Raw genomic sequence first — 13,242 nt, forward strand, 5'->3', positions numbered from 1 at the left:
TGGCTATTTCCTTGTTTGGCTGGGATTGCCACGGTGGGAGCCTCCTTCCGGCGAGACCCTGGCCATGACTCCTCCGTTGCCGATCATTGCGCTGTATGGCGCGTCGAACACCTCGCGCGCCGAGGCAGGTGAATCGCCTTCGCGCACGCGCAGCCACTCGCTGCCCTCGCTGGAGGCGGTGGCCAATGTGCCGACCGTGGTCGGCCCGGCGGCCAGCGGCATGCCCGCCGATCCCGATGTCTACTACCTCAATGGCCGGCCGGTCGCCGATCTGCCCCAGCTGCGGGCGGACGTGGCGCGGCAGCCGGGCAGCGTTCGCCGCTTTGTCGACATGGCCCTGCAGCGCGGCCTGCTCAGCCGCTATCCGGCCTACCGCTCGCCCTCGATCGACACCACAACAGGCTGGCCTGCGCTGGAGTTCCAGCTGGCACTCCCCGAACCTGCAAACGGCAGCGCGACCCTGCATGTGCTGCAGCAGCAAGGGCTGCCCGCTGGCCTTTCCGAAGACAGCAGTTCGGGGCGCTCTGCGCGGAGCGGCTTCGGCTGGCCCTGGAACAACGTCGAGTACGTTGGCCCCGACCACGCCACGCCGGCACGTCATCGCGTGGATTCCGATGTTCCCCCGCATGAAGCCTGCCTGTCGCCCGAGCAGGAAACCGACTGGCGCCTGCAGCTGGACGCCGACGGCAGCATCAGCGTCAACGGCAGCGTCGCAGGCAACATCCATTGCTCCGATCAGGGTGCGCGGGTGCTGCATGACCTGCTGTGCGCGCCGGTCGAGCATCGAGCCGACGCCACCGGGACCCTGCTGCAAACGCTGTCGCGCTACCACGCGCTACTGGTCGAAGCCCATGCCGCCTACCTCGACGAGGGCCTGCCTGCCTCCCAGCGCCTGGACGCGGATGCGTTCCGGCTGCTGTTCCATCGCCAGCAGCTGGCCCATCTGGCCGCGCTGGCAACGGCAAAGGGTGAGAACGACCTGGGGCAAAGACTGCTGGCGCGGCTGCAGGGGCTGCATGGCCAGCTGGTCGATCCACATGAGTACCTGTCGGATCTCACATCATTGAATGGCGCAATCGGCAATGACGTACTGCCGTTCATCGAACATCTGCTGACCCTGCACAGCCCGTTGCAGACCGCGCGCGAGATGTACCTGGCGACGGCCGGCTACATCGGCGCAGGCGATGTGCTGCTGAACGCCGCTGCGTCCATCGAGCAGGCGCACCAGCAGGTGCGCGACGCCCTGGCCGCGCAGGGCCTGCCCACCAGCTGCGCGCAGATGCCGCTGTTCTCCTACCAGCATGCACCGCATGCGCTGCCGCTCCACCTGCAACTGGCACCTGCATCGCCCGCTCAGCAGCAGGCCCGGCGACAGACGCTGGCGCTGCTGATCGACGAACTGGAGCAGATGCGCAGGCGCAGTGCGGAGCGTACCGACGGCCATGTGGTGGCGCGCCTGCTGCTGGAACCCGCCGCTGTGGCCGGCAGCGGCGTGGTCGCACCGGCGCGCGTGCTCAGCTGGTTGCAGCTGGCGCGTGGACTGCACGCACAGGGCGTCGTGCATGCGCTGCCAGCGGAACTGATCCGCTTTGCCCTGTCTGAACTCCAGGACCATCTGCGCCACAACCCGCAGGGCCTGGCACGGGCGCGCCTGATCGACCTGCTGTTGCCCAGCGGCCAACCGTCCTCCTTGCTGGCCAACCTGGATGGCCTGCCGGGCGTGGACTGGGACCAGGCCCGGCTGGCCGGCGCGCATCTGCTGGCGGAAACGCTGAGGGCCAGTGAAATGCTGGAGGCCACCCACACCGGCCACGATCGGCACTGGCGGCTGTTCCAGCTGCGCAGGACGCTGCTCGCCGGACCTTGGGAGCGCTTCCCGCAGCTGCTGCCGAAACGATCCCTGCGCGGTTGGGAACTGCCATTGAACGCCGCTCTACCCGTCTTGCCCGAGGCATCCGCGCAGGGCGCGTCCGGGTGGGTGCAGCTGCTTGAGCATGCGCGCTCGCTGCATGCGTTCGGCCACACGACGGTCCCAGCCCCTGTCTCTGTCCAGGCCCCTGCGGCACCGCAGGCGGCGCATCCGGTCCGTCCTGCACCGCTGGACGCCCACACCGCACCTGCCATGACCGTCTCCCTCGTCCCGCCGCAGGCTCACCGCGGCGGACCGGTGCCACGGCGCACGCGCGCCAACGCACATTCGGCGGGCCAGCTGCATGCGCCGGTCCCCGATCGAATCGTCACACCGCTGCGCCTGGTCACTGCCCTGACCGAAAGCGAGGCGCCGGAGGTACGTCTGGTGCGCAAGGGAACGGTCGATGACATCCGCTACTACGCGCCAGCGGAGCCATTGTCGCCGCCCACCGAGCGCATCCGACTCGGCACCCTGACCGCCGATGAGCAGCGCGCGGCGGAGGATATTTCGTGCCTGCTGCTGGAAGGCGGCCATCAGGAGCCCAATCCCGCCGTTCCGTTGACCGTGGATGCGTTCCTGCAAGCGCGCGCCTCGCTGGGCACGCGCGATGTCAGTACCTACATCCCTGCACCGATCCTGGAGCAGATCCGCGATGATCTGCAGCAGGATCGTCAGGACCGCGGGCTGGTCAATGATGCGTGGAGAGTGATTGAGCGCGATGTAAACCGTGACACCTACTTCATCAATGGCGAACCGATCACAACACCGGCACAGCTGCGCAGCCACCTGGCCGATCAGCCTGACGCGGTGGCCAGCTTCGTGATCCACGCCGCGCATCAGGGGCTGTGGGCACGACATGAGTTCAGCATTCATGGGCAATCCACCGTGTTCGAGGATGCAGTGGACGGTAACCACGGTGCGCTGCTGCTGCCGGTCCGCAACGAGGATCGCAAGGCCTACCGCATTACGCTGCCCAGCACCGAAGGCGGCACGACAGAGATCCACGCCACACGCCACGCCCCCTTGCGCAGTGCGCGTCCCTTCCCCCGCGAGGCCGGCGGCGACGATGGCCCCGCACTGGCCGATTCCGAACTGCATGTAGACCTCACGCTGCGTCTGCAGCCGAGCGGCACGGTTGTGATCGAAGGTCACCACGCCATGCGCCTGCAGTACGCCGACGGGGGGATCAGTTCGCTGCGCGCACTGCTGGACTTGCCTGGGGATGTGGTCCCCGAGCAGCGGATCGGCGCGCTGCAGCGCTATCAGCGATGGCTGCAAGATCAAGGGCATCGGCAGCAGGACGCACTGCCTACAGCGCCGCGACCGGCGTTGCGCGATGCCCCCAGCGAAGCGCTGCTTCGTACTCACCTGCATGACCTAGCCAAGGTCATGCACACGGACGCATCGGCAGTCGCCGACCGGATGCTGGACAGCCTGTTCCAGTTCGACGGAGCCTTGATCGATCCGGAACTCTATCTCCGCCAGCTGTTCAGCACGCACCCCTCGCTCACGGAAATGGAGAAGCGTGCGATCGCCTGGCGTGTGCGGTCTTCGAGTCCCTACGCCACGGCTGTGCAGTTGTACCTGGTCGCCGGCGATCTGGCAGGCCGCCCGGTGATGCGCTTCGCACCGGCCGCGGGCCCGGAGCAGGCCGACGCGAGCATCCAGCGTGCCTTGTCTTCGTGGGATCTGCCGGTCACTCCGAGGCAGGTAGCGGCGTTCGTCCCTCAATGGAATGAACGTGGCCTGCCGCTGCGCCTGCAGCTCGATCCTGATGCGCGCAGCGTGCAGTGCCTGCCCCTGCTGCAGCGTGCCGCCGCCATGGCAAGCGCCATGCACACACAGCATCGGGCCGGTGCATCACTGGCGGAATGGCTGCTGCAGCCGGATGAGTCCAGCGGGCTGACACACGTCAGGGAGCTGCTGAACCTGGCAGTCACCCTGCACGCTGCGGGGGTGCGTACGGCGTTGCCGGATGAGATGGCGCGCTTTGCATTGGCGACGCTGGATGCGGGGCTGCGCATGGCCGCCTGCGGCACGCGGCGGCGTGCGGCCCTCGTCAGATGGCTCTGCGATGAAGTGCAGGATGAACAGCCGCTGCTGCAGTTGCTGGCGCAGCCAGCCGGGCTCGGATGGTCGCAGGCCCGCGCGGCCTGTTCGCACCTGCTGTATGACCTGCTGCATGGTCCTGCACCGCGCGGCGCGGCGGCCTCGCGGGTGGTCGAGGATGTGCCGCCGCGGCTGCTGAGGGCGCTGGATCGCGCGCGCGCGCAGTGGCCCGGGCTGGACCAGGCACTGCCACGCCCCACTCACAACGGGCGCTGGCGCAGCGGCCGGGGCGGGCCCTTGCGCACGCCGCTGCACGTCATTTCGGAGCAGCACGTCGACGAGCACCTGGAGCTGCTGCAACGGCATGCGTGGACCGTGCAGGAGCTGCTGCGGGCATAGACCTGGCGTGCCGAGCCCATGCTCGGCTTCATGGTCCAGAGGCAGCCGGCCAGCGGCCGGCTCTACCCTTGATCGTCATGCAGCCGGCCAGCGGCCGGCTCTACCCCTGACCGTCATGCAGCCGGCCAGCGGCCGGCTCTACCCCTGACCGTCATGCAGCCGGCCAGCGGCCGGCTCTACCCCTGACCGCCATGCAGCCGGCCAGCGGCCGGCTCTACCCTTGACCGCCATGCAGCCGGCCAGCGGCCGGCTCTACCCTTGATCGTCATGCAGCCGGTGCTACTTCTCGCGCCGCCAGTTGATCGAACCGCGGTTTTCCACCGTGCTCGATTCCACTTCCACGTCGAAGCCGCGGCGCAGCAGGTACTTCAGCGTGATCACCGAACCGGCACCGACCAGCGATACGCCGTAACCGACGTACAGCTTGGGCGAGATGTACTTGCCAACACCGATCACCGAACCGCCCAGCGCGCGCGACTGGCTCACGCCGGCATCGTCCAGGCCGAGCTTGGCACCCAGCTGCGAGGCCAGCAGGCCGCTGCCGGCGGACAGTGCTGCCGAGGCCGCGTTGACCTGCTGGGTCTGGTCGCTGCTGGCACCGGTCAGGCTGCGGCCCAGCACCAGGTAAGCCAGCGCTTCGGACTGCGACATCGCCGGATCGGACCACACGTCCGCACGCGGCTGCTGCGCGCGCCCGGTCACGTCGATGCCGGCGGTGACATCACCCACCTTGCGCTCGGCGCGCATGTTGATGCGCGGGTCGGACACCGCGTTGTAGTTCCAGGTGAGGTTGCCGCGGGTGATGGTCAGGTCCTGGCCGTACGCCTTGTAGCGGCCACTCACTTCCAGGCCACCATTGGCGGTCATCTCGCGGCCGGGCTTGGCCCAGACCTGCATCTTGCCGGTCAGTGCGCCCTTCAGGCCGAAGCCGGTCATCTTCACCTTGTCACCCAGGCTGACCACCAGGTCCATGTCCAGCGGCGAGGTGCGCGACTCTTCGGGATCGGCCGGGTCCAGCACCACCACGTCTTCGGATACCGAGGTGCCGCGATCCAGGCGCTCGATGTCGATGTCGGCCTCGGGCACGTGCACGGTGCCGCGCAGCTCCATCGCTGCCTTGGCCAGGGTGAAGTCGAGGTTGGGATTGGCGACGATGCGCAGTTCGCTGGTGTTGGACAGCAGCACGTTCTCGCCGTGGATCTTCAGCTGCAGCGGCTGTGCATCGCCGAACCACGACAGGCCACCATCCACATACAGCGTGCCCTGGCCGGAATTGGCCTGCGCGGTGATCTTGGCCGAACCATCGGGCTGGGCCACGAAGCTGCCCTTGCCCTGGTCGAAGGTCAGGCCCAGCGCCGGGAATTCACCCTTGAAGTTGCTCAGCTGCGCGTCGCCGCCCAGCGACGGCTGCCCCCGTGTGCCGCGCAGGCTGACATGCCCTTCGATCAGGCCGGTCGGGCGCACGATGTCCGGCGAGAACAGCTCCAGCCAGTACAGCCGCGACATGTTGAGGTAAAGCTCGCCGTTCAACGGCGCGCTGGCTTCCCAACCGGTCTGCATCTTGGCATCGACGAAGCCGTTGCCCTGGAAGCCCATGCCCAGGTAGCCCTTGATGCTGGCCGGGGTCATGTCGAGCTTCAGCGAGAACTGGTCGTAGCGCACCAGTTCGCCACGGGTGGCATCGCCCACCGTGATTCGGTTCTCGCCCAGGCGCACGCCGCCTTCCTTGGAACGCACTTCCACATGGCCTTCCCAGGCGTTGCCGCGCGGGCGGATCTGCGCGTCCAGGCTGACATCGCCACGCAGGTAGATGCGGCGGCCGGACTGCGGCGGCAGCCACGGCTGCACCAGCGCCAGCGGCAGCGCATCGCTGCGCACCACCAGGCCTTCGCGCGGCCAGTTGGCCTGTGCACACAGTGCGCCGCTGCTGGCGGCCGCCAGGCAGGTTTCGCTCAGGGTGTAGGTGCTGCCGTTGATCGCGAAGGTGGCCGGCGCACGCAGCGACCAGGCATCGCCCTTCACCGGTGCGATGCGCAGCGCGGCCAGTTCGCCACGCCACTGTGCGCCCTGCTGGCGCACGCTGCCCTGCAGTTCCACCGCGCCCATCTCGTTGCGGGTCTGTGCGGCCAGGCGCAGGTTGGAAACACTGCCCTGCGCATCGATGTTCAGCCGCTCCAGCAGCATGCCGGCGTTGACCTGCTGGCCCTGCACCGCCAGCGTACCGCTGTCGCCGCGCCACGGCAGGTGGCCCTTGATGCTTACGCTCTCGGCGCCGTAGCCATCCCAGTTGAGGTTGTTGCCGACCAGGTCGGCGGTGATGTCCGGCGCATCGCGCGGGCCCTTCACCTGTACCTGGCCACGCAGGCCGCCATCGGCCCCCGGCAGCAGATCGCTCAGCTGCAACGGCTCGAAGCGCGCATCGATGTCGAGGCGATCGCCGACCTTGCCTGAGGCGGTCACCCGGCTGCTGCCCAGCGACAGCTTCAGGTCACCCTGGCCCTGCGCGCCCTGCAGCGCGAACGTGCCCTGCGCATCCAGGTTGCGCTGGCGCAGGACACCCTTCAGCGACGGCAGGTCGACGGTGGCCTCGAGCGTACCGGCGGTACCCGGGGCCGCATTGGCCGGCGGTGGCAGCTGCCGGCCCCTGGAGGCGAGATTGCCGGACAGGCGACCGTTCCAGCCCGGCAGGAAGTAGCCGGGGTCGAAGTCCTTCAGCGTGGCCTTGGCATCCCAGTCCAGCTGCGGTGCCCAGGCCACCTGGCCTTCCACCTGCAGCTGGCCGCCCGGCGTCTGCGCCTGCAGCTGGTGGATCGACGCGGCCTGGTCGTTGCCGCGCACGTCGAAGCGCAGCTGCGCCTTCTGCGCATCACGCTCGACCTCGGCGCGGCCGATCGCGGCCCAGGCCTTCAGGGTACCGGCCAGGCCGAAACGTGCTTCCTTCAGGGTGACCGGTACCGGCACGCTGCCGGCGGTATTCGGGTCCGCCGCCGGTACATAGGTCAGATCATGCGCGACCACCGAGAAGTTGAGCTTCTGCTGGTCTTCCTGGCTGAAATCGGCGGTGCCTTCCAGGCGCGCTTCGCCGCCCAGGCCCTTGACCAGCAGCGGCGAGACCTTCAGCACCTGGTCCTGCAGCGACACCACCGACGGCGCCAGCTCCAGCTCCTGGTCGCCCTGCTTCACCCTGCCGCGCAGGTTGGCGTTGCCACCCTTGCCGGCGGCGGTGAAATCCAGCGCCAGCGGCGCGATCGCCGAGCCCGCCAGGGCCGGCGACAGCAGCGCCAGATCCAGTTCGTCACTGCGGATGCTGGCATTCCAGCTTGGATCGGTGCGGCCATCGAACACCAGCGTGGCGTGCAGCGGCTTCGGCGCACGCCCGGCCACCGCCACTTCCATGTGCGACAGGTCACCACGCGCGACCAGGCCGACGGTGGCCGCGGTGCGGCCACGCGGGGCCGGCAGCACCGCGGTGACGGTCACGTCGGTGTCGTAGTCCTTGGCCGGGATGTAGCGGCCCTGGGCGGTGAAGTTGCCCATGTCGCTGTCCACGACGAGCGTGTGCGCCTGGAACTCGCCATTGGCGATCTCGATGCCACCGCGCACGCGGCTGATGTCGATCACCGGTTCGTTGGCCTGGCTGATGCGGAAGCCATCAATGGCGATGGCATCGGCCTGGATCGCCAGCGGCATCTCGATCTGCGGCAGCGAATCGGGCCACGACGGCAGCTTGAACGGTTCGTCGCTCTTGGCCAGGTTGAGCGTGGCGTTGGTCAGTTCCAGCTTGTCCAGCAGCAGCTTGCGGCCCAGCAGCGGACGCAGGTCCGGCTCCAGGTGCGCACGCTCGGCGTGGAAATGGATGTCGTTGTAGCGGAAGTCGACGTTGTACAGGGTCAGCGGGCCGGCCACCGGGCCGTCCACCTTGTCCCAGGTGAAACTGGCGCCGACCGGCAGGCGCGCCACCACCTGTGCCAGCAGCACATCGCGGCCGGCCACGGTCTGCAGCAGCCAGTACACCGCCAGCAGGGCCAGCAGCACCAGGCCGACCACGCCGGCGCCGGACCAGGCCCAGAAGCGGCGGCGACGGTAGAAACGCACGCGTGGCGGCGTGTTCGGGTTCGGGTTCGGGGTCGGTGCGGGCGTGCTCACAGGTCCGCTCCGATGTTCAGGTACAGCTGGAACTGCGAATCCGGGTTGTTCAGGCCGTGCGCCACGTCGATGCGCACCGGGCCCACCGGCGATTTCCAGCGCACGCCGAAGCCGACACCGGTATGCAGGTCGATGGTGTTGTCGAAGGCGCTGCCGGTGTCGACGAACACCGCCGCACCCCAGGGGCCGCCGTTGAAGTAGTGCTCGTACTCGGCCGAGCCGATCACCAGGTTCTTGGCGCCCAGCGCGTACTTGTCCGGTGCCGGGGTGCGCGGGCCCACCTCGCGGTAGGCGTAGCCACGGATGCTGCGGTCGCCACCGGCGAAGTAGCGCAGGCTCGGCGGCATCGCCACCAGGTCACTGGTCCAGGTGGTGCCACCCTCGCCGCGCAGGATCAGGCGGTTGCTCTCGCCCACCGGGATGTACCAGCGCAGCACCGCATTGGCCTGCACGAAGCTGGTGTCCGAACCGGCGCCTTCGACGCCGGCGCGCATGGTTGCGGTACCGCTGATGCCCTTGCGCGGGAACATCGTGTCGTCGACGTTGACGTAGTCCGCAACCATCTGCGGATAGACCAGGGTCGAGGTGTTGTAGACCGCGCCGGTGAACTCGGTACCGGAGGCGTAGCGCCAGCGCTCGCGCAGCCCGTTGATCGAGGCGATCGCGGTCCAGTGCTCGTTGATCTCGCCACTGCGGCTGGCGATCAGCTTGAAGTTGCGCAGGTCGATGTAGTCGGTCTGCTCGTCGTACGCGCTGGCGGCGAAGGTGTACCAGCCATCGAGCCAGTTGAAGGCCGGAATGCGGTAACTGGTGACCACGCTCTTGCGCTTCTGCGCATAGTCCAGCTGCGTGTTCATCTTGTGCCCGCGGTTGTTCAGGAACCGCCGCTCGATGCCGCCGCGCACACCCGGGCCACTCTCGCTGCCGTAGCTCAGACCCGCGGTGTAGATCGTGCGCTTGGCCCGGGTCAGCTTCACATCCACCGGCACGTCGCCGTTGTCATCGGCCTGGTCGGGCCGCGGCTGGATGTCGATCACGCTGAAGTAGTCCAGCTTGGTCAGCGACTGCCGCAGCCGGTCCAGCTTGCCCTCGTGGTAGTAGCTGCCCTGCTCCCAGTACACCAGCGGGTCGAACAGCTTGTCGACGAAGTAATCCTGCTCGAAGCGCACCGGGCCCATGTTGTAGCGGCGGCCGCTGTCCCAGGTCAGGTCGATGTCGGCCGCATTGTCGGCGCGGGTGATCTGCACCTGGCGCTGGGTGTAGTCGGCGTCGAAATAGCCACGCTCGGCCAGGCGACGGGTGATGGTGATCTTGCTGGCTTCGTACTGGGTATGCACGAAACGCTGGCCCTTGCGCGGCTTGAACGCGGCCAGGTCATCCTGCAGGTACTGGTCGTAGATCGCCGGGCCGGTGATGTCGATGTGCTCGCGGCGTACGGTGACCGGGGTGCCCTTGTCGACGTGGATCAGCACGCGCACGTGCTCGTCCTCGCGCGGCGCCTCGACCTTGATGACCGGGTTGTAGTAGCCGAACGGCTCCAGCGCCTGGCGGGTCTGCCGCTCGGCCTGCGACAGCAGGTACTCCAGGCGCGATTCGCCCTGTTCCTTGCCGATCGTGTCGTACAGGGACAGCGATTCCTGGATGTTCTCGATGATTGCGGCGTCGTCGCCCTTGTCCAATCCCTTGATGTCCACCTTGTCGATGGTGCCGCGCGCGTGGGCCACGGAGGTGGCGGCCAGCGACAGGACCATCAGCGGCAGGGCGTATTTCTTTGGCTGCATGCGGCACAGCATACCGACCGAAGGTGACGATGCGACATGCATCACGTCATTCGGGATCGGTTGTTAAGTGGCGGTCAAAATACGCGCCTTTGTGGCGATCGTCGTGATTGCAGGCGCGGATGCCGGCATCGTGCGCGATGCCGGCAATGACCCCGATGGACATCCACCGTCGCTGATCCGGTCGTGCCGGCCCCCACAGACCGAACCGATGCGCGGTGGCAATGCCGGCCAGCGGCCGGCACTACCCGTACCCGTAGATCCCCGCCATGCGTGGATGGCAGGTACCGATCAGCTCGACAGATGCTCGATCGCCGCGACCTTGCCCAGGCGCTCGCCCAGCATCGTCAACAGCGCCAGGCGGTTGCCGCGCAGCGCCGGATCCTCGGCATTGACCATCACACCGTCGAAGAACGCATCAACCTGCGGACGCAGGCGCGCCAGACGCGCCAGCACCGCCACGTAATCCTTGTGCTGCAGGCTGGCGCCGGTGTCGTCGATGGCCGCGGTGACCGCTTCGGCCAGCGCGCGCTCGGCGTCTTCCTGCAACAGCGCCGGGTCGATCTGGGCCGGAATGTCGCCTTCAGCCTTACGGAGGATGTTGCGGATGCGCTTGTTGGCCGCAGCCAGCGCCTCGGCTTCCGGCAGCGCGGCGAAGGTGCCGATCGCGTCCAGGCGGCGGTCGAAGTCGTACAGCGAGGCCGGCTTCAGCTCGGCCACGGCGTTGAAGTGCGTGGCCGGCACGCCCTTGTCGCCGTAATAGCCCTTCAGGCGGTCGAGGATGAAGTCGTACAGCTCGCCGACATCAGCCTGCACGTTGCGCGCCGCCAGGCCGGCGTTGGCGCTGGCCAGCAGCGCGCGCAGGTCCAGCTCGAAGCCGCTTTCGATGATCGTGCGGGCCAGGCCGAGCGCGTTGCGGCGCAGGGCGAACGGGTCCTTGTTGCCGGTCGGCTTCAGGCCCGCGGCGAAGCCACCGGCCAGCGTGTCCACGCGTTCAGCAATAGCCAGCACCTTGCCCAGCGGCGACAGCGCGATGTCGTCACCGCCGAAACGCGGCTGGTAGGCCTCGTCGATGGCCAGCGCCACCTCCGCCGATTCCCCCCCGGCCACGGCGTAGTGGCGGCCGGCGATGCCCTGCAGTTCCGGGAATTCATTGACCATGCGCGACTGCAGGTCGTTCTTGGCCAGTTCGGCGGCACGGCGGGCCTGCGCCGGATCGGCGCCGACCTGTGCTGCGATCACCGCCGCCAGCGCCGCCACGCGCGCCACCTTGTCGGCCACGCTGCCCAGCTTGGCCTGGTAGGTCACCGTCTTCAGGCCGTCGCCCATCGACGCCAGGCCCTGCTTGAGGTCTTCGTCGAAGAAGAACTTGGCATCGGCGAAACGCGGACGGATCACGCGCTCGTAGCCCTTGGCCACTTCGGCCACGTCCTTCGATTCGATGTTGGCGATGCCGATGAACTTCTCGGTCAGGGTGCCGGCGGCATCCAGCACCGGGAAGAACTTCTGGTTGATCTCCATGGTCTCGATCAGCGCTTCCTGCGGCACCGCCAGGAACGCGCGCTCGAAGCTGCACAGCACCGCCGACGGCCACTCGACCAGGTTCACCACCTGCTCCAGGTTGTCCTCGGTGATGCGGGCGCTGCCACCGGCCTTGGCCGCGGCGGCCTCGACCTCGGCAACGATGCGCGCGCGGCGCTCGCTCGGGTCGACCAGCACGAAGGCGGCGCGCAGGGCTTCCACGTAGTCCTGCGGCTGGTCCAGCGACACGGCCTGGTCGTGGTGGAAGCGGTGGCCACGGCTGACCCGGCCAGCCTGCAGGCCGAACAGCTCGGCCTCGACCACGTTGCCACCGTGCAGCAGCACCAGCCAGTGCGCCGGGCGCGCGAAGCCCCACGCATGGTCACCCCAGCGCATCGGCTTGGGGATCGGCATCGCGGCGATCGCCTCGCGCAGGATCTCCGGCAGCAGGCTGGCGGTGCTCGCGCCCGGCGTCACCGCACGGTGCACGAAGCGCTCACCCTTGTTGTCGCTGGTCTTCTCCAGCGCGGTCCAGTCGATCCCGGCCTTGGCGGCAAAGCCCTGCAGGGCCTTGGTCGGCTGGCCTTCGGCGTCCAGCGCGATGTTCAGGTACGGGCCCAGCACTTCGCTGTGCTGTTCCGGCTGTTCCAGGCCCACGCCCGGCAGCAGCACGGCCAGGCGGCGCGGGGTCGACAGCGGGCGGGCATCGCCCAGTTCCAGCGCGACGCCGCGCTTGCGCAGGCCTTCGACGACACCGTCGAAGAACGCCTGGGCCAGGCCCGGCAGCGCCTTGACCGGCAGCTCTTCGGTGCCCAGTTCGATCAGCAGGGGAGACAGTTGGCTCATCGTTTCAATCCAGTGGTGGGGGCGCAGCGCGTGACGCGTCCGGCGCCCCGGAGTAAGGGGAGAGCGGCGGTCAGGCCTTCTTCGCGCCCGGGAAGCCCAGCTTTTCGCGCTGCTCGTAGTACGCCTTGGCCACGGCCTGGGCCAGCGCGCGCACGCGCAGGATGTAGCGCTGGCGCTCGGTCACGCTGATCGCACGGCGCGCATCGAGCAGGTTGAAGGTGTGGCTGGCCTTCATCACCTGTTCGTAGGCCGGCAGCGGCAGCCCCACTTCGACCAGCTTCTGCGCTTCGCGCTCGCAGGCATCGAAGCGGTGGAACAGTTCTTCCACGTCGGCGTATTCGAAGTTGTAGGTGCTCTGCTCCACCTCGTTCTGGTGGTAGACATCGCCGTAGGTCACCGGCTGGCCATCCGGACCGTAGGTCCAGACCAGGTCGTAGACGTTGTCGCAGTTCTGCAGGTACATGCACAGGCGCTCGAGACCGTAGGTGATCTCGCCCAGCACCGGGCGGCACTCCAGGCCACCGGCCTGCTGGAAGTAGGTGAACTGGGTCACTTCCATGCCGTTGAGCCAGACTTCCCAGCCCAGGCCCC

5 protein-coding genes are annotated in these 13,242 nt (G+C 68.1%); 1 reads left to right on the forward strand and 4 read right to left on the reverse strand.

Going from position 1 to position 13,242, the window contains the following annotated elements:
- The first annotated feature begins 64 nt into the window (after nt 1–64).
- On the forward strand, nt 65–4,360 hold the full coding sequence (locus Q0P60_RS16070; protein ID WP_294995686.1) for a hypothetical protein: 4,296 nt from the start codon (nt 65–67) through the stop codon (nt 4,358–4,360).
- A 279-nt stretch (nt 4,361–4,639) separates the two neighbouring features.
- Here the strand turns inward: Q0P60_RS16070 and Q0P60_RS16075 are convergent, their stop codons facing one another.
- The 4 genes from Q0P60_RS16075 to Q0P60_RS16090 form a co-directional block, all read right to left on the reverse strand.
- The gene (locus Q0P60_RS16075; RefSeq protein ID WP_294995689.1) at nt 4,640–8,506 is read right to left on the reverse strand and encodes a translocation/assembly module TamB domain-containing protein; all 3,867 of its coding nucleotides are present in this window, start codon (nt 8,504–8,506) and stop codon (nt 4,640–4,642) included.
- Nucleotides 8,503–10,299: an autotransporter assembly complex family protein gene (locus Q0P60_RS16080; RefSeq protein WP_294995698.1), complete on the reverse strand. Its 1,797-nt coding sequence runs from the start codon at nt 10,297–10,299 to the stop codon at nt 8,503–8,505. Before Q0P60_RS16080 ends, Q0P60_RS16075 begins: the two co-directional genes overlap by 4 nt.
- 276 nt (nt 10,300–10,575) lie before the next feature.
- The gene (glyS, locus tag Q0P60_RS16085) at nt 10,576–12,651 is read right to left on the reverse strand and encodes a glycine--tRNA ligase subunit beta (protein WP_294995692.1); all 2,076 of its coding nucleotides are present in this window, start codon (nt 12,649–12,651) and stop codon (nt 10,576–10,578) included.
- A gap of 70 nt (nt 12,652–12,721) precedes the next feature.
- A partial coding sequence (locus tag Q0P60_RS16090) for a glycine--tRNA ligase subunit alpha (protein ID WP_294995695.1) occupies nt 12,722–13,242 on the reverse strand: 521 nt, incomplete at its 5' end.

Source organism: uncultured Stenotrophomonas sp. (genome assembly GCF_945952405.1).
Classification (GTDB): domain Bacteria; phylum Pseudomonadota; class Gammaproteobacteria; order Xanthomonadales; family Xanthomonadaceae; genus Stenotrophomonas.

Coding starts and splice junctions, on each gene's coding strand:
- glyS (WP_294995692.1), bottom strand. CDS start 12,651: ATGAGCCAACTGTCTCCCCTGCTGATCGAACTGGGCACCGAAGAGCTG.
- Q0P60_RS16080 (WP_294995698.1), bottom strand. CDS start 10,299: ATGCTGTGCCGCATGCAGCCAAAGAAATACGCCCTGCCGCTGATGGTC.
- Q0P60_RS16070 (WP_294995686.1), top strand. CDS start 65: ATGACTCCTCCGTTGCCGATCATTGCGCTGTATGGCGCGTCGAACACC.